This window comes from Streptomyces sp. NPDC002057, from assembly GCF_040296665.1.
GTDB lineage: Bacteria > Actinomycetota > Actinomycetes > Streptomycetales > Streptomycetaceae > Streptomyces.
The window spans coordinates 41,309-58,003 of the sequence record NZ_JBEOXR010000017.1; the positions used below are offsets into that span (position 1 = coordinate 41,309).

Genomic DNA, 16,695 nt, shown 5'->3' on the forward strand with positions numbered 1-16,695 from the left:
CAACTCCCGCATACCGGACAATCGCCTCATGGATCTTCCGGTGATGCCGCCCGTGAAACCGATGCTCGCCAAGTCCGTGAAGCGGATCCCCCCGGGGATGCAGTACGAGGCGAAGTGGGACGGTTTCCGCGCGATCGTGCACCGGGACGGACCGGAGCTCGTCATCGGCAGCCGTACCGGCAAGCCCCTCACCCGGTACTTCCCCGAGCTGGTCGAGGCGCTCGCCGCCCGGCTGCCGGAGCGCTGCGTGGTCGACGGGGAGATCGTCGTCGAGCACGGCGGCCATCTCGACTTCGACCGGCTCAGCGAGCGGATCCACCCGGCCGAGTCGCGGGTCCGCATGCTGGCCGAGACCACTCCGGCGCGGTTCGTCGCCTTCGACCTGCTCGCCCTCGGGGACGACGCGCTGCTCGACACCCCGCTGAGCGAGCGCCGGGAAGCCCTGGAGCGGGTGCTCGCCGGGGTCGACGCGCCGGTGCATCTGGCCCCGGCGACCCGGGACGCCGAGCTCGCCGCCCGCTGGTTCGAGCAGTACGAGGGGGCGGGGCTCGACGGGGTGATCGCCAAGCCGCTGGACCTGCCCTACCGTCCGGACGCCCGCCTCATGTACAAGATCAAGCACGAGCGGACGGCCGATGTCGTGGTGGCCGGCTACCGCTTCCACAAGAGCGGCCCGGTGGTCGGTTCACTGCTGCTCGGCCTCCACGACGACCGGGGCGCCCTCCAGCACGTCGGCGTGTGCGCGGCCTTCACCGCACAGCGGCGGGCCGAGCTGATCGAGGAACTGGCGCCGCTCCGGATGGACCCGCCGGACGGGCACCCGTGGGCGGCGTGGGCGGAGGAGGCGGCGCACGAGGGGGCCCGGCTGCCGGGTGCGCCGAGCCGCTGGTCGGGGAAGAAGGACCTGTCATGGGTGGCGCTGCGGCCCGAGCGGGTCTGCGAGGTCGGATACGACCACATGGAGGGCGACCGCTTCCGGCACACGGCCCAGTTCAAGCGGTGGCGCCCGGACCGCGCGCCGGAGTCCTGCGGGTACGGGCAGTTGGACGAACCCGTGTCGTACGACCTGTCCGAGATCCTCGACTAGGACCCCTTCTTCGGAATGCACCATTCCGCGACGTGAGATCCTTCACATTCCCCGGGCGGACGGACAGGGCGCAACACCCGTGAATCGACCAGGTGTTCGCTGCCCGGGCGGGCGATATGCAAGGACGGTACGCATGTCCGCCGCCGTCACCCGACCCCGTACCTGCGAGAACGCCCCCGTCCCCGGATCACGTGCGCGGCGGGTCGCCCGACCTGATCGGCCCCGGACCGCCCGGAGGGCCGTCCCGGTCGTTGCCCCACCGCGACGGCGCCGTACCGGAACCCGTACGGCGATCCGGTACGTATGGGAGGGAGAAGACTTCCGTACGCTCCCCGGACCCGCTAGGACTGACCCGTGATCACCTCTCCCTCACGCCTCGTACCCGTTCCGATCCCCGACCGTGTCGCCGCGCTGATCGGGTCCTGCCTGCCCCTGCACGTCCTCCAGGCCGAGATCGACGCGGACTGCGCGGCACGCGAGGTGTACCGGTTCCGGGGACCGCTGTGCGCGGAGGACCGGGCCGACCGTGAGCACGCGCTCGCCGCGCTCGCCCGCGCCAACAAGATCCTCGCCAAGCACCACCCGACGCTGCCCGTCGCCCCCTGACGGTCCGCCGGGCCGCTCACCCACCCGGAACCGACCGGCCCCCGGGGCCGGTCACCCGCCCCGGAGACGCCGCGGGCGACCCCCTGACGGGTCCGCCCGTTCGGCCGACCCCCGCATGCACCCGGACGGGGCCGGTGTGACGCTGCGAGAGTGACCACGACCAGCGACGCAGCGCCCGCGCCCCCGGCCGCCACCGAGCCACCCGTGCTCGACCGCCGCCGCCGCAACATCGTCTTCGGCACGATCATGCTGGGTGTCCTCCTCGCGGCCCTCGACCAGACCATCGTGGGCACGGCACTGCCCACGATCGTCTCGGACCTCGGGGGCGCCGCCCACATGTCGTGGGTGGTCACCGCGTACCTGCTCGCGGAGACGGTCGCGACCGTCCTCGTCGGCAAGTTCGGCGATCTCTTCGGCCGCAAGGTGATCTTCCAGATCTCGGCGATCGTCTTCATCACGGGCTCGTTCCTCTGCGGACTCGCCACCAACATGACGCTGCTCATCGTCTGGCGCGGTCTCCAGGGCATCGGCGCGGGCGGCCTCATGGTCACCTCGATGGCGCTCATCGCCGATGTGATCCCGCTGCGCGAACGCGGCAAGTACCAGGGCGCGATCGGGGCCGTGTTCGGTGTGTCCACCGTCATCGGCCCGCTCCTCGGCGGTCTGTTCACCGACCACCTGAGCTGGCGCTGGGCCTTCTACGTCAACGTGCCCATCGCGATCCTGGTCGTCATCGCCGCCGCCCGCACCATCCCCTCCGTACGCTCCGCGAGCCGGCCGGTCATCGACTACGCCGGCATCGCGTTCGTCGCCGCCGGAGCCAGCGCCCTGATCCTGGCGACCAGTTGGGGCGGCAACGAGTACGCCTGGAGCTCCGGGGTCATCATCGGCCTCTTCGCCGGGGGCATCATCGCCCTCGCCCTGTTCTGCTGGGTCGAGACCCGGGCGGCCGAACCGATGCTGCCCATGCGGCTCTTCGGCAACCCGGTCTTCACCGTCTGCTCCGTGCTGAGCTTCGTCGTCGGCTTCGCCATGCTCGGCGCGATGACCTTCCTGCCGACGTACCTCCAGTACGTCGACGGGGACTCGGCGACCGTCTCCGGCATCCGCACCCTCCCCATGGTGGTCGGTCTGCTCATCGCCTCCATCTTCAGCGGCAACGTGGTCAGCAAGACCGGCCACTACCGGATCTTCCCGATCGTCGGCTGCCTGGTGATGGGGCTCGGGCTCTATCTGCTGTCGCTCATGGAACCGGGGACCAGCACCTGGCTCGCGTCGCTGTACATGTTCGTGCTCGGCGTCGGCATCGGTCTGTGCATGCAGGTCCTGACCATCGCCGTGCAGAACACCGTCGACTACGCCGACCTCGGCACGGCCACCTCCGGCGTCACCTTCTTCCGCACGCTCGGCAGCTCCTTCGGCACCGCCGTCTTCGGCACGATCTACGTCAACTCCCTCCAGCCCAACCTGGCGGCCGGCGTCGGCGAGGCCGCGGCCCTCGCCCAGGGCCTCGGTGTGGACCCGGCCGGCGTCGCCCAGGCCGCCCAGAGCCCCGCCGGCGTGCACGGGCTGCCGGACCAGGTCGCCGAACCGATCGTCAACGCCTACGCCGACACCCTCCACACCGTCTTCCTGTGGACCGTGCCGGTCGCCGCCGTCGGCTTCGTCGTCGCGCTCTTCCTCAAGCAGGTCACCCTCCGCGACTCGGCCCGCGCCGCCGCCCCCGACATGGGCGAGGGCTTCGCCTCCCCCACCACCTCCGGCGACTCGGCGAAACTCCTCGAACTGTCCGTCGGCCGGATCCTGCGCCGCACCGACCTGGACACGGCCCGGCGGATCGTCACCGACTCCGACACCCGGCTCGACACGGCGGGGGCCTGGGCGGTGATGCAGGTCGAACTGTTCACCCGCACGGTCGGACACGCCAGCCTGGGACTGATCTCGGCCGGGCGGCGGGTGCCGCCCGAGGTGCTCCTGCCGGTCTTCGACCGCATGGTCGACGAGGGCTTCCTCACCCGCGACGGCAGCCTGCTCTCGCACACCCCGGCGGGCAGGCGCGAGGCGGACGTGATCACCCACGCCTGGGGCGACTGGCTCTCCGGCCGCGTCGAGCAGGAACGCGGCAAGCCCAGCGGGCCCGAGCTGCGCGTGGCGACGGACGCCATCGCGAAGCGGATGGTCGCCGAGGACCTCGCGCACGGCCTGCCCCGCGACAGGCCGAAGGCGTCGGCGGGGGCGCGCTGAGACCCCCGCCCGGCCGACGGTCTCGGGGCCCGGGGGCTCGCCGGTCCCGGGGCGGCGCCCCTACTCCGTGACGTCCCCGTCCACGTACACCCACGCTCCCTCGTGCCGGGCGAAGCGGCTCCGCTCGCGCATGGCGCCGGGCTCGCCGCCGTGGACGTAGCGCGCGGTGAAGGTGACGGTGCCGCGCTGGTGGAAGGCCGTGCCCTCGGCGGCTCCCTCGATCTCCAGGCCCGCCCAGCGCATGCCGGGGTCGAAGTCGACCTCGCCCGGCCTCGTCTCCGGCGCCCACGTGCGCAGCAGATAGCCCTCGTCGCGGACGACGAACGCGCAGTAGCGGGAGCGCATGAGCAGCTCGGCGGTGGGAGCAGTGCCGCCCGCGCCCGTGTGGAACCGGCCGCAGCACGCTCCGTACGGAGCGTCGAGGCCGCAGGGACAGGGCGATTCCGCGGTGACGGCGGGCGCGGGCGCGGCGGTCGCACGGGGGCGGGTCTTGCGTCGGGACATGCCGCCATTGTCCCCCACCGGACGCACGGCACGGCGCCCGGCATGTGGACGGCCGGGTGGACGCCGGGCCGGATTCCCGCTGCTCGGAGCGGTCGCCCGAGTAGCGTACGAGCATGAAACTGACGATTCTCGGAGGCGGCGGGTTCCGGGTGCCGCTGGTGTACGGCGCTCTCCTCGGCGACCACGCCGAGGGGCGGGTCACCCATGTCACCCTGTACGACCTCGACGAGGGGCGGCTCTCGGCCATCGCCCGGGTCCTCGCGGAACAGGGCGCGGGGGTCCCGGACGCGCCGCGGGTGACGGCGACGACGGACCTGGACGAGGCGCTGCGCGGGGCGGACTTCGTGTTCTCCGCGATCCGCGTCGGCGGTCTGGAAGGCAGGGCGGCCGACGAGCGGATCGCGCTCGCCGAAGGTGTCCTCGGCCAGGAGACGGTGGGGGCGGGCGGCATCGCCTACGGCCTGCGGACCGTGCCCGTCGCGGTGCGCGTCGCCCACCGGATCGCCGAACTCGCCCCGGACGCCTGGGTCATCAACTTCACCAACCCGGCCGGCCTGGTCACGGAGGCGATGTCCCGGATCCTCGGCGACCGGGTCGTCGGCATCTGCGACTCCCCCGTGGGTCTGGGCCGGCGGGTCGCGCGCGTCCTGGGCGCCGACCCGGACGAGGCCTGGATCGACTACGTGGGCCTCAACCACCTGGGCTGGCTGCGCGGACTGCGGATCGGCGGCCGGGACGAGCTGCCTCGGCTGCTCGCCGACGAGGAGGCGCTCGGCTCCTTCGAGGAGGGCAGGCTGTTCGGCCCCGAGTGGCTGCGCTCGCTGGGCGCGATCCCCAACGAGTACCTGCACTACTACTACTTCAACCGGGAGGCCGTGCACGCCTACCGCACCGCGGAGCGGACCCGCGGCGCCTACCTCCGCGACCAACAGGCCGGTTTCTACGAGGAGATGGGCAAGCCGGACACGCCCGCCCTCGCCGCCTGGCACCGTACGCTCGCCGACCGCGAGGCCACCTACATGGCCGCCAACCGGGAGGCCGCCGGGATCGGGGAGCGCGACGAGGAGGACCTGGAGTCCGGTGGCTACGAGAAGGTGGCGCTCGCCCTCATGCGGGCGATCGCGCGCGACGAACGGGCCACGCTGATCCTCAACGTGCGCAACGGCACGACGCTCGGCGCGCTCGACGTGGACGCGGTGATCGAGGTGCCCTGCGTGGTGGACGCGAACGGCGCCCATCCGGTGGCGGTGTCCCCGCTGCCGTACCACGCGGTGGGTCTGGTGACGGCGGTGAAGGCCGTGGAGCGGGAGGTCCTCGCGGCGGCGGAGAGCGGCTCGCGGTCGACCGCCGTGAAGGCCTTCGCCCTGCATCCGCTGGTCGACTCGGTGGCGGTGGCCCGCCGGCTGGTGGACGGCTACACGGCGGAGCACGCGGGGCTGGCGTACCTGCGGCACTGAGGCGACACCCGTCCGTACGGCCGACGAACATCTTTACGAGGCCGGGGGCGCGGCCTAGGCTCGCGCCCCATGACCTCACAGCGCAGTGGAGTTCGACGAGGGGTGGCCCGCCTCGTCACGGTGTGTCTGCTGGCCACGGGCCTGGTGGGAACCGTGCCGGCGGCGGCCGGGACGCCGACCACCGGTGACGGCCCGGCTGTCGTCCCCGTGCAGACCACCGGGCCCGCGGACCGGCGGTTCAACCTGGTGTTCATGGGCGACGGCTACACGGCGGCGGAGATGCCGGTGTTCCGCGCGGACCTCGAACGGCATCTGAACACCCTGTGGAGCATCGAGCCCTTCGCCTCCTACCGCTCGTACATCAACGTGTGGGCGGTGGAGTCCCCTTCGGCCGAGTCGGGCGTGGACTGCGATCCGGGCCTGGCCTCCCCCGCCCGTGACACCGTGCTCGACATGGGGTTCTGGGGCGGCTGCAACGCGGGCAGCGTGCAGCGGCTGCTGACCGTCGACAGCGGGAAGGCCGCCGCGCTCGCCGATCTCGTCCCCGGCACCAGCCACGCCAACCGGCAGATCGTGGCCCTCGCCCACAGCTCCACCTACGGCGGCGCGGGCGGCAGTTACGCCACCGCCTCCGGCGGCAACGCGCTCTCCTCCCTCATCACCCCGCACGAGATCGGGCATTCGCTCGGCGGCCTCCAGGACGAGTACGACTATTACGCGCGCGGCGTGCCCGGCGGGGCGTACTCGGGCCCCGAGCCCTCCTCCGCCCACCACACGCTCCTGACGGAGTCCCAGATACGGGAGCGGCGGGCCAAGTGGTGGCGATGGCTCGGCGAGGAGAGCGAGTCGGGCGGTGTCATCGGCCGCCACGAGGGCGGCCTGTACAGCACCGGGGGCGTCTGGCGCCCGAGCCGCCACTCCCTCATGAAGACCCTCGGCTACGCCTTCGACCAGGTGGAGCGCGAGGTGATGGTCGAGGCGATCTCCGCGAAGGTGAACCTGGTCCAGGGGCACACGCCGAACACCGCGCCCGTCGGTGCGGACCGGACGGTGTGGGTGGACACCCTGCACCCGGTGGGCGGCGCGCTCGGCGTGGCCTGGCGCCTCGACGGCCGGACCCTGCCCACGCGCGGGGCCCGCACGGTCGACTTGCGGAAGCTGCGGCTCTCCCCCGGCCCGCACACCCTCACGGCGACCGTCACCGACCCGACGCCCTTCGTCCGCGACCCGGCGGTCCGCGCCTCCGCCGCGCTGACCCGGACCGTCAGCTGGACGGTGGACCCCTCCCTCACCACCGCGCGCGACGACACCCGGGCCGCTTTCACCGGCCACACCCCCACCGCTTCGCCCGTCGGCGCGCGGTCCGTCGTCCACGCGGACACCACGCACCCGGTCGACCGCACCCCGGCCGTGCGCTGGCGCCTCGACGGCCGCCCCGTCCCGACCGGCCCCAACGACCGTGACCTCGACCTGCGTCCGCTCCGGCTGACCCCGGGAACCCACACCCTCACGGCTCACCTCGCGGGAACGGACGCGAGGCTGAGCTGGACGGTGGACGCCCGCCCGGCCACGGCCTCGTACGAACTCTCCGAGCCGCTGCGCACGGTGCGGCGCCCCGGGCGTCCCGTGGAGTACGTCCACGACGGCCCGTTCACCATGCGGCTGACCGCCCGGGACGACCAGGAGGGCGCGGTGGTGAGCCAGTTCCGGGTGGACGGCGACGGCTGGTACACGTACTACGGCTGGCCGACGGACGCGGAGGCGCCGTTCCGCTTCTCGCCGGGCGGCACGGTGATCGACGACCTCGTGTACGGGAAGCTGGGCCGGAGCCGGGCGGTGCCGTGGGACGACGCGACCCCCGACTACGGCACGCACACGATCGAGTACCGCACGATCGACGCGGCCGGCAACGTGGGTCCGTCACGGAGCTTCCGGGTGACGCTGGTACCACCGGCCCGCCGCTGAGAGCACGGGACTCGCCCCGGGGCGGGGGACTCGCCCCGGGGCAGGGGACTCGCCCCGGGGCAGGGAGCTCGCCCCAGAGAGCGGGGGTACTCGCCCCAGAGCGAAGGAGAGAAGGCCCGCGGACCGGAGTCCGCGGGCCTTCTCTCCGCGCGCTGTTCGTCTGTCGTGCCGGCGGTCCGTCAGAGCTTGCGGGCCACCGCGGCCCACCCCGGGATGGGCTCGTCGCCCGGGACCGGGACCGGCTCGCCCAGCTCCGGGTGCCATTCGGCGGTGAGCGAGACCCCGGGCTCGACGAACTCCATGCCGTCGAAGAACGCGGCCAGCTCGTCGCGCGAGCGGGGCCGCAGGGTCAGGCCGCGGGCCTTGTACATCGCGACCGCCTCCGCCGCGCCCTCGGGGTTGAAGTCCCCGGTGACGTGCGAGAGGACCAGGTAGCTCCCCGGTGCCAGCTGGTCGACGAGCTTGCCGACCAGGTCGTAGGCGCCGTCCTCGTCCCCGACGAAGTGCAGCAGGGCGAGCATCGACAGCGCGATGGGCTGGTCGAAGTCAAGGACCTTTCCGGCCCTTTCGAGGATGATCTCGGGGTCACGCGCGTCCGCCTGGATGTACTCGGTGGCCCCTTCCGGGGTCGAGCGCAGCAGGGCGGCCGCGTGCGCGAGCACGATCGGGTCGTTGTCGCAGTAGACGATGCGGGACTCCGGCGCGGCCCGCTGCGCGATCTGGTGCAGGTTGGGCTCGGTCGGGATGCCCGTACCGACGTCCAGGTACTGGCGGACGCCGTGGGCGCTGAGCCAACGGATGGCGCGGTGCATGAAGGCCCGGTTGACGCGGGCCATGTCCCGGCCCCGGGCGTCGACGGTGAGCAGCTGGCGAGCCATCGCCTCGTCGACCGGGTAGTTGTCCTTGCCGCCCAGGAACCAGTCGTACATACGTGCCGGATGCGGTGTGCTGGTGTCGATCCGAACGGATGCGGGGTCCTGGGTCATCGGCTCTCCTGGTCGGGATGAACGAGTGGCGCTACAACAAGAGTTACGCGACGGTACCGGTGGTACGGAAGGGGTCAGGTGAGCAGAAAATCAGCCTGACCGGATTTGGCGCCCTGGATGAAAGCGGCGATCTCCCCGTGGGTGTAGATGAGCGCTGGTCCTTCAGGGTCTGCGGACTGTCGCACGGCGACTCTGCCGTCGGCCAGCTTCATGGCCTCCACGCAGTTGCCCCCGTTCCCACCGCTCCAGGGCTTGTGCCAGCCCTCGGCACCGAGCTCCGCGGCGGGCATGCCGTTGTATATGCGATCCATTCACAGCTCCTTGCGGAGATCCCTGAGGATCTCCTTCGTGCGTTGTGCAGTCGCGGCCTGAGCCGCCATGCGGTCCATGACCTCCAGGTGGGATGCCACCTCGGGGCGCGCGTCGAGGTAGACGGCGCCGGTCAGGTACTCGCTGTAGACCATGTCCGGGAGTTCGGGCATGGCGAAGCGGAAGAGGACGAACGGTCCGTAGGTGCCGGGGTGGTGGCCGGACGCGAACTCCGCGATCTGCAGGGTGACGTTCGGCAGCTCGGACGCTTCGAGCAGCCGGTCGAGCTGGTCGCGCATCACTTCGGGCCCGGCACCGACCGGTCGGCGGAACACCGTCTCATCCATGATCACCCAGAACTTCGGGGCGTCCTCCCTGGTCAGCAGGGACTGACGCTCCATCCGTAGGGCTACATGCCGTTCGGCGTCCTCGTCCTTGGCGGCATCGCTGCCGCCGCCGACCGCCCCGCTGCGCAGAATGGCGCGGGCGTAGTCCTCGGTCTGGAGCAGACCGGGGACGAACTGGGGCTCGTAGGCCCGGATGAGGCTGGCGGCCCCCTCCAGGCTGACGTACATGGAGAACCAGCCGGGCAGCACGTCGTGGAACCGCTGCCACCAGCCGGGAAGGTTGGCCTCCTCGGTGAGGGCGATGAAGCCCTCCGCCTCGGAATCCGTGATCCCGTACTCCTTCAACAGGAGCTGCACGTACGGAATCTTCAGTGCGACCTCGGCGGTCTCCATCCGCCGGACGGTGGCCGGGGCCACCCGGAGGATCTTCGCGGCCTCTTCCCTCTTCAGGCCGGCCCGCTCCCGCAGATCCTGCAGGCGCCTGCCGAGAACGACCTGTCCCACCGTGGGGGCGGACCGCGGCTCGCTCACTCTCAGACCTCCCCGACGCACTGTTTTGACGAGTGTGACACGAAGCCGGGCCAGAGAGAACACAGCACTCTGCAATTTTCAGAGTGCCACTTGCCAAGTGTCCGAGTCAGGAGGACAGTGTTCCGGTGAACCAGTACACGCTGCCGCCGTGCGCCACCGCGCCACGGCGACAGCGCCGTACGGCAGTCCTGCCCACTGTTGTGAGGAACCGGTCGTGGCTTCTGGTAACGCGCAGCCCTCAGCTCTCTTGAGTCCCCGAGCCCCTCGGGTCATGGCCCAGCGCCCACAGCCGCACCCCGATACCGTCCGCCGCTTCGCCTTCGAGCTCCCGGCCCGCACCGAGTCCGTCGCCCGGGCCCGCCGGCTCGCCGAGGAACGGCTCATTCTCTGGGGCTGCGGCCCCGACATCCGCGACACGGTGGCCCTCGTCGTCTCCGAGCTCGTCACCAACGCCGTGGTGCACACCGCCAGCGACCGGTTCATATGCGAGCTGCGCGAGGACGAGGAGACGCTGCGGATCGCCGTACGGGACGAGGGCGGACCGGCGGGACCCCGGATACGCGACTGCGGCGAGGACGAACGCGGCCGCGGCCTCCTCATCGTCGACGCGCTCTGTACCGCCTGGGGCGCCGACCGCACCGGACACGGCACGGCACAGATCGTCTGGGCGGAACTGGCCCACGGCATGGGGGAACCGTGCTGAGGTCGATGGCCACCCGCATGATCCCCCTGCTTCCCGGGGCCCTCCGGTCCCCCACCGCCGGCCGCGTGCCGGAACCCCGCCGCGCCTCCGACGCCGGCCACACCCCCGACCTCCGCACGACCGGCATCCCCGCCGCCGACCTGCACGCACCGGGCCTCCGCACCGCCGACCGGGGCACCCCCGGCCCGGCCCGCCCCCGCGAGCTCGGCGCCACCCGCCTCGCCGTTCCCGTCGGACTCCACACCGGCCTCGGCTGCGACGCCGTCGGCGTCCCCGCCCGCTTCGGATTCAAGATCCTCTCCCGCCTCCCCGCCAAGGGCTGCGTCTACGCCGACTCCGACTGGTGGTGGTGGCTGGTCCCGGCCGGCTCCGACCACGACGTGACCTGGCCGCTGCCCGCCTGCTACGCGCGGGGCGCCGAGATCCCGGACCGCCGGCCACGCCTCATCCACCACCCCGACGGCACCTCGCCCTACACGCCGCCGATCCCGCTGTACCTGCTCGTCTGCCAGCTGACGGGGATCGCACCGTCCTGGGCGTCGCCCCCGGTACGCAGCGCGCTCTGACCGCACGGGCCGGGACGGCATAGGGTCAGGAGCATGTTCACCCCGCAGGGCCCCAGCCTCCGCGAGCTGACCGTCCAGGCCCTCTCCTCGGTCGAGCACGGCTACGACCTGCTCGCGGACTCCTTCGACGCGACCCCCTTCCGCACCTCCGACCGCCTCCTGACCGCGGTCACCCGCACCCTGGAACCCCTCGGCCCCTTCGACACCGGGCTCGACGTCTGCTGCGGCACCGGCGCGGGGCTCGGCGTCCTGCGCGCGGTCTGCGCGGGCCGGGTCACGGGCGTCGACTTCAGTACGGGCATGCTGGCCCGGGCCCGCGCCGCCCACCCCACCGCCGACCTGGTCCGCGCCGACGCCCTCGCCCTGCCCTTCGCCCCGGCCTTCGACCTGGCGGTCAGCTTCGGCGCCTTCGGCCACTTCCTCCCGGACCAGCAGCGCACCCTGTTCGCCCAGGTCCACGCCTCCCTGCGCCCCGGCGGCACCTTCGCCTTCCCCCTCCCGGCCCCGCCCCCGGTCGGCTCCCGCCTCTACTGGACCCTCTGGGCCTTCGACGCGACGATGCGCGCCCGCAACGCACTCTGGCGCCCCCCGTTCGTCATGTACTACCGCACCTTCCGCCTCACGGACGTCCGCACCCTCCTGGAGAACACGGGCTTCGACGTCTCCCTCACCCCCGTCGAACCCCTCGGCCGCAGGGAGGACGGAAGCCCCCGGTGCAGGCTGGTGGTGGCGCGGAAGCGCGCCGAGTGATCTTGCCCGAAACCGCTGGCACGGGCGCATGCGCCCTGCCAGAGTCGGCGCATGGCTGAGGAGAAGACCGAGGACGTGTCCGTCGCCGCGCTGATGCGGCAGCGCTGGGGCTCGACACCGGCCGGCCCGCTTCCGCCCCGCTTCGACGAACCCGGCTGGAGCTACGAGGAACAGGTCCCGCACCCGTGCCCCGACTGCGCCGGACCGCTGCACGCCCTCCGCAGACCGTACGAGTCGGGCGGCCGGATCTACCGCTACGTCGCCCTCGTCTGCCCCACCTGCCCCCGGGCCCTCACCCTCGCCGACCTGGGGCTGAAGACGTACGACCAGCTCGGGGCCGCACCGGCCGCCACCGGCGGCGCCGTCACCGTGCCCCGCCCCCACCGGGGAAAACCAACCCACACCGTGCCCGCCCCCAGGCCACCGCGGGCGACCCCGCCGACAGCGGCGGTCACACCCCACGGCGGATGGCCGGACGACCTTCCCGTGCCGGACGCCCCCGAGCGACGGGCCCTGCTGTGGCACAAGGTGACGGACCCCGCGTGGCGCCCGTCCGCCACCGCGGTCGAGGCCGCCGACGACGTACGGGTGATCCTCCCGGAGGGACCGCGCTTCAGCGCCCTGCGCACCCACCTCACCGAGGCGGCCGTCCCCTTCCGCACCGCGCGGTACTGGATCGAGTCGGAGCACCTCGGCACGCTCAACGACCTCGGCGGCCCCACCGAGCTGGTCGCCCACCCCGTCCGCACGACCGGCACCGTCTCCACACCGGTCACCGGCCCCGGCTCCCACGCCGCCCGGGACTCCTTCGCGGGCCAGTGGGACACCCTGGAGCCCCTGCCACCGGACACGCACGACGACGCCGGGTACATCCCCGTCACCGACCTCGTCCCCGCCGACTGGGCCCGGCTGCTCCCCCACCCCCGGTTCAACCCCGCACAGGCCGACGCGGTGCCCGCCGTCCTCGCCGACGACACCCCGCTGGTCGTCGTCGCGCCCACCGGAGCGGGCAAGACCCCCATCGGCATGGTCGCCGCGCTCAAGGCCCACGCCTCCGGACGCAAGGCCGCCTGGCTCGTCCCACAACGCTCCCTGACCGACGAACTCGACCGCGACCTGGCCCGGTGGCGCGACAACGGGCTGGTCGTGGTCCGTCTCACCGGAGAGTTCGCCACCGACGCCGAGCTGATCCGGACCGCCGACATCTGGGTGGCGACCACCGAGAAGTTCGAGTCCATCTGCCGGACCGGCTCCCTGCGCGACGCGCTGGCCGAAGTCGGCTGCCTGATCGTCGACGAGATCCACCTCCTCGGCGACCCCGGCCGGGGAGCCGTACTCGAAGCACTCCTCACCCGGGTCCGCAGGGACACCGCCCAGGTCCGGATCGTCGGACTCTCCGCCACGGTCGCCAACGCCGACCAGGTCGCCGTCTGGCTCGGCGCCCGGCTGCTGCGCACCGCCTGGCGGCCCACCCGGCTGACCTGGCAGCTCCCCGTCCTGCCCACCGCCGAGGCCCGGAGCTGGACCGACCGCGCCGCCCTCCGCACCGCGACGACGGTCGCGATCACCCGCGACGTCGTCGCCGACGGAGGCAGCGTGCTCGTCTTCTGCGGCAGCAAACGCCGGGTGCGCTCGACCGCCCTCGCCCTCGCCGCCGACCGCGGCGTCCCCACAGCCGGCGTCGACGCCGACGACGCCGACACCGTCGAACGGCTCTGCACCAAGGCGGGCGTACGGCTCCACTACCGCGACTGGCCCTTCAAGAGGGAGGCGGAGCGCGCTTTCCGCGCACGCGAGGCCGACGTGCTCGTCGCGACCTCGACCGTCGCCGCGGGCGTCAACCTGCCCGCACGCGCGGTCGTCGTCGCCGACACCACCATCGGGCAGGACCGCATGGAGGTGTCCATGGTCCAGCAGATGTTCGGCCGGGCCGGCCGCGTCGGCGCCGGGGAACGCGAAGGCTGGGCCTTCCTGCTCGCCGAGGAGAACGAACGCGCCCACTGGCAGGCCCGGCTCGCGGCCGGCTACACCGTGCGGTCCCGCCTCGACGACCGCCTCCCCGACCACCTGCTCGCGGAGGCGGTCCAGGGCAGGGTCACCTCCCTCTCCGACGCCGAGGAATGGTGGGCCGAATCCTTCGCCATGCACCAGGGCCACGACTCCCACGACCCCGTGCACGAAGCCGCCGCCTTCCTCCTCACCGCAGGGCTGCTCTCCCCCGCCGAACCCGGGGCAGCCGCCGACCCCGGCACGAGCGCCTGGCGCCCCACCGCCCTCGGCACACTGACCAGCCGCTTCATGGTCGACGCCGAACTCGCCTCGGAGGTCGGCACGGTCCTCAAGGCGCTGCCCGAACCCACCTCCCCCGACGCCGCCGAGGACCTCCTCGCGGACGTCCTCAGCACCCGGCTGCCCACCCTCGAACAGGCCCCGTTCTCCGACCGGTCACGCCGCGCCCTCATCGAGGTGCTGCGCAGCGGCGCCCTCGGGAAGCGCGACGCCACCCGGGCGGACGGCGAGGAGGAACCCCCGCTGATCGCCGGAGACCTGGCCCGGGCGGTCCTGCTCCTCATCGCCCACCAGCCCCGGCTCTTCCGCACCCACTCCGGCTACGTCCTCGGCATCCCGGTCGAGAGCATGACCAACATCCTGGAGGAAGCCCGCCGCTACCTCGGCTGGCTCGGCGCCCAGGGCCCCCTCGGAACGGTGCCGCCCTGGGTCGCCGTGGTCGCCTCCGACCTCTCCCAGCGCATCCGCTGGCGCTCCCTCGGCCCCACCCGCGGCGCGGGCCGCCTCCTCTGGATCTGCGAACGCATGGCCACGGCGCCCCTGGCCCCGCACCTGGTCCCCCGCCTCTGGCACGCCGCCCTCGACCTGGGCCTCGGCTCACCCGACTGGCCCGGCACCACGCCCCCGCGCGACTGCGCGCTCTCCCCCTCGGCCTACCTCGCCCTGCTCGCCGAACGCGCGACAGGCCTGACTCCCGCCCCGGCGGCGTCCGGCAGCGGCCACGTCGTCTTCACCCGCGGCGACCACCTCGCCTCGGGCTGGCTCGCGGCCTACAACTCCCTCTGACCGGCCGGGCCCTCTCGACCGCACCGGACCTGAGGCGCACGGCACCGAAACCGTCGATCCCGCGGTCGGTGCCGTGCCCGCCGGAGCACCCCGGCGGGAAACGCGAAATGCCGGTCGATACGAGATCGACCGGCATTTCCGCTGGTGTCCGAGGGGGGACTTGAACCCCCACGCCCGATAAAGGGCACTAGCACCTCAAGCTAGCGCGTCTGCCATTCCGCCACCCGGACAAGGTGTCTGTCGCTTTGCGGTTTCCCTCGCGGCGACAGATGTAACTCTACCAGGGGTTCGAGGTGGCTTTCACCAGCGTTTTCCGTGGTCAGTGGGGTGCCGCCGCCCTACAGTCCTTGATCCAGACCGAATTGTCCGACCGCGCGCACGCGGGGTGCGCGCCCGCGTACGCGGAGTGCGGACGGGTGTCGGCGGTGACGCGGAACCCCTGGTCGGGGGCGTGCGGCAGCCCGGCGGGTCAGCGTCCCCTCTCGCGCAGGGAGTGGAGGTGGGCGCTGGACCTGCGGGCGAAGCCGAACGAGTCGACGGGGTTGTCCCGCTCGGTCTGCCAGTGGTGGGCGTGCCTGCCGTGGCGGGTGCGGTTGACCGCCGAGATGAAGCGCCGGTAGTCGATGTCCCCGTCCCCGACGTCCGTCATGCGGTAGCCGTAGGGAACGGCGGAGTCGTCCCGGTCGCCGTCCTTGACGTGGAAGAGCGGATAGCGGTGCGGCTGGTCGAGGACGTAGTCCAGCGGGTCGAACGGGGCCGGGGTGCCGTCCGGGCGGGTGGAGTAGCGGTACTGGCCGACATAGGCCCAGAAGATGTCCATCTCCAGGTGCACGAGGTCGGGGTCGGTCTCGGCGAGCAGGACGTCGTAGAGGCGTACGTCGGGACGGTCGCTCGCGAAGGAGAACTCCTCCGAGTGGTTGTGCTGGTAGAACTTCATGCCGCGCTTCCTCGCCGCGGCACCGAACCGGTTGAACTCCTCGGCGCAGCGCTTCCAGCCGTCGACCGTGGAGCCGTAGCGCCACGGCCCGGAGGCGGTGCCGATGTGGGGCAGCCCCAGGGCCGCGGCGTCGTCGAGGACGCGGTCGAGGTTCTGGGCGAAGGTGTACGCGGCGGGGTCGGTGGAGTAGTAGCCGACGTGACTGCCGATGGGGCGCAGTCCGTGGTCGCGGGTGAGGCGCTTGAGCTGGGCGAGGCTGATCGGGCCGGCCGAGCCCTGCTCGTAGCCGGCGTACTCGACCTCGTCGTAGCCGTACTTCCGCAGCTCCGCGAAGACGGCGGCGAAGCCGAGGGTGGAGACCTTGTCGCGCAGCGAGTAGAGCTGGATGCCGAGGCGGCCGGGCGGCAGGACGGGACGGCCGTGGCCGTGACCGCCCTGGGGCGCGGCGGTGGCCTCGGTCGCCGCCGTCGCCGGGGCCGCGGCGCCGAGGAGGGCGGCGGCGGTCGCTCCGGCGGCGACGCCCAGCATGTTCCGCCTGCTGAGCCTGTGGACGAGTTCGGGGTCGCGGTCGGCTTCGGTACGGCGGGTGCGACTCATCTGTGGATAACTCCTTCGCTGTCGGCGGGGC

14 protein-coding genes and 1 tRNA gene are annotated in these 16,695 nt (G+C 72.6%); 9 read left to right on the forward strand and 6 right to left on the reverse strand.

Features of this window, described 5'->3' with window-relative positions; genetic code table 11:
- Window positions 1–28: 28 nt before the first annotated feature.
- The 3 genes from ABT129_RS16040 to ABT129_RS16050 all read left to right on the forward strand — a co-directional run bounded on the left by ABT129_RS16040 (window position 29) and on the right by ABT129_RS16050 (window position 3,937).
- Window positions 29–1,087: an ATP-dependent DNA ligase gene (locus tag ABT129_RS16040; RefSeq protein ID WP_351901205.1), complete on the forward strand. Its 1,059-nt coding sequence runs from the start codon at window positions 29–31 to the stop codon at window positions 1,085–1,087.
- A 354-nt stretch (window positions 1,088–1,441) separates the two neighbouring features.
- A complete protein-coding gene (locus ABT129_RS16045) occupies window positions 1,442–1,693 on the forward strand; it encodes a hypothetical protein (RefSeq protein WP_502981781.1) in 252 nt (83 codons plus the stop codon).
- Between the two features lie 150 nt (window positions 1,694–1,843).
- The gene (locus ABT129_RS16050) at window positions 1,844–3,937 is read left to right on the forward strand and encodes an MDR family MFS transporter (RefSeq protein WP_351901207.1); all 2,094 of its coding nucleotides are present in this window, start codon (window positions 1,844–1,846) and stop codon (window positions 3,935–3,937) included.
- A 60-nt stretch (window positions 3,938–3,997) separates the two neighbouring features.
- Here the strand turns inward: ABT129_RS16050 and ABT129_RS16055 are convergent, their stop codons facing one another.
- On the reverse strand, window positions 3,998–4,441 hold the full coding sequence (locus tag ABT129_RS16055) for a YchJ family protein (protein WP_351901209.1): 444 nt from the start codon (window positions 4,439–4,441) through the stop codon (window positions 3,998–4,000).
- Window positions 4,442–4,554: 113 nt separating this feature from the next.
- Between ABT129_RS16055 and ABT129_RS16060 the strand changes: the two genes are divergently transcribed.
- Both ABT129_RS16060 and ABT129_RS16065 read left to right on the forward strand, forming a co-directional pair.
- Window positions 4,555–5,898: a 6-phospho-beta-glucosidase gene (locus tag ABT129_RS16060; protein ID WP_351901211.1), complete on the forward strand. Its 1,344-nt coding sequence runs from the start codon at window positions 4,555–4,557 to the stop codon at window positions 5,896–5,898.
- 69 nt (window positions 5,899–5,967) lie between these two features.
- A complete protein-coding gene (locus ABT129_RS16065; protein WP_351901213.1) occupies window positions 5,968–7,863 on the forward strand; it encodes a M64 family metallopeptidase in 1,896 nt (631 codons plus the stop codon).
- A gap of 179 nt (window positions 7,864–8,042) precedes the next feature.
- On the opposite strand, the gene ABT129_RS16070 is transcribed toward ABT129_RS16065, so the two are convergent.
- The 3 genes from ABT129_RS16070 to ABT129_RS16080 form a co-directional block, all read right to left on the reverse strand.
- The gene (locus ABT129_RS16070; RefSeq protein ID WP_351901215.1) at window positions 8,043–8,849 is read right to left on the reverse strand and encodes an SAM-dependent methyltransferase; all 807 of its coding nucleotides are present in this window, start codon (window positions 8,847–8,849) and stop codon (window positions 8,043–8,045) included.
- Between the two features lie 74 nt (window positions 8,850–8,923).
- Complete coding sequence (locus ABT129_RS16075) at window positions 8,924–9,160, reverse strand: DUF397 domain-containing protein (protein ID WP_015037566.1); 237 nt, start codon at window positions 9,158–9,160, stop codon at window positions 8,924–8,926.
- Window positions 9,161–10,036, reverse strand: a complete 876-nt coding sequence (locus tag ABT129_RS16080) for a Sco1979 family transcriptional regulator (protein WP_351901217.1) — start codon at window positions 10,034–10,036, stop codon at window positions 9,161–9,163. It lies immediately after the preceding gene.
- Window positions 10,037–10,307: 271 nt separating this feature from the next.
- Here ABT129_RS16080 and ABT129_RS16085 point away from each other — a divergent pair, with 271 nt between their 5' ends.
- From ABT129_RS16085 to ABT129_RS16100, 4 genes are all read left to right on the forward strand, one after another.
- Window positions 10,308–10,739 (forward strand): ATP-binding protein, encoded by a 432-nt coding sequence (locus ABT129_RS16085; RefSeq protein WP_351901219.1) that lies wholly within the window; start codon window positions 10,308–10,310, stop codon window positions 10,737–10,739.
- A gap of 140 nt (window positions 10,740–10,879) precedes the next feature.
- On the forward strand, window positions 10,880–11,305 hold the full coding sequence (locus tag ABT129_RS16090; RefSeq protein ID WP_351901360.1) for a hypothetical protein: 426 nt from the start codon (window positions 10,880–10,882) through the stop codon (window positions 11,303–11,305).
- A 33-nt stretch (window positions 11,306–11,338) separates the two neighbouring features.
- Window positions 11,339–12,055 (forward strand): class I SAM-dependent methyltransferase, encoded by a 717-nt coding sequence (locus tag ABT129_RS16095; protein WP_351901221.1) that lies wholly within the window; start codon window positions 11,339–11,341, stop codon window positions 12,053–12,055.
- Between the two features lie 51 nt (window positions 12,056–12,106).
- Window positions 12,107–15,130, forward strand: coding sequence for a DEAD/DEAH box helicase (locus tag ABT129_RS16100; protein ID WP_351901223.1), 3,024 nt, complete (start codon window positions 12,107–12,109; stop codon window positions 15,128–15,130).
- 142 nt (window positions 15,131–15,272) lie between these two features.
- Here the strand turns inward: ABT129_RS16100 and ABT129_RS16105 are convergent.
- A tRNA-Leu gene (locus ABT129_RS16105) sits at window positions 15,273–15,360 on the reverse strand.
- Window positions 15,361–15,599: 239 nt separating this feature from the next.
- Entirely contained in the window at window positions 15,600–16,664 is a 1,065-nt protein-coding gene (locus tag ABT129_RS16110; RefSeq protein ID WP_351901225.1) for a sugar phosphate isomerase/epimerase family protein, read from the reverse strand.
- Window positions 16,665–16,695: the final 31 nt, after the last annotated feature.

Excerpts from the sequence above, each read along its gene's own strand:
- ABT129_RS16040 (WP_351901205.1), top strand. The coding sequence starts at position 29 with ATGGATCTTCCGGTGATGCCGCCCGTGAAACCGATGCTCGCCAAGTCC.
- ABT129_RS16055 (WP_351901209.1), bottom strand. The coding sequence starts at position 4,441 with ATGTCCCGACGCAAGACCCGCCCCCGTGCGACCGCCGCGCCCGCGCCC.
- ABT129_RS16060 (WP_351901211.1), top strand. The coding sequence starts at position 4,555 with ATGAAACTGACGATTCTCGGAGGCGGCGGGTTCCGGGTGCCGCTGGTG.
- ABT129_RS16065 (WP_351901213.1), top strand. The coding sequence starts at position 5,968 with ATGACCTCACAGCGCAGTGGAGTTCGACGAGGGGTGGCCCGCCTCGTC.
- ABT129_RS16070 (WP_351901215.1), bottom strand. The coding sequence starts at position 8,849 with ATGACCCAGGACCCCGCATCCGTTCGGATCGACACCAGCACACCGCAT.
- ABT129_RS16075 (WP_015037566.1), bottom strand. The coding sequence starts at position 9,160 with ATGGATCGCATATACAACGGCATGCCCGCCGCGGAGCTCGGTGCCGAG.
- ABT129_RS16085 (WP_351901219.1), top strand. The coding sequence starts at position 10,308 with ATGGCCCAGCGCCCACAGCCGCACCCCGATACCGTCCGCCGCTTCGCC.
- ABT129_RS16095 (WP_351901221.1), top strand. The coding sequence starts at position 11,339 with ATGTTCACCCCGCAGGGCCCCAGCCTCCGCGAGCTGACCGTCCAGGCC.
- ABT129_RS16100 (WP_351901223.1), top strand. The coding sequence starts at position 12,107 with ATGGCTGAGGAGAAGACCGAGGACGTGTCCGTCGCCGCGCTGATGCGG.
- ABT129_RS16110 (WP_351901225.1), bottom strand. The coding sequence starts at position 16,664 with ATGAGTCGCACCCGCCGTACCGAAGCCGACCGCGACCCCGAACTCGTC.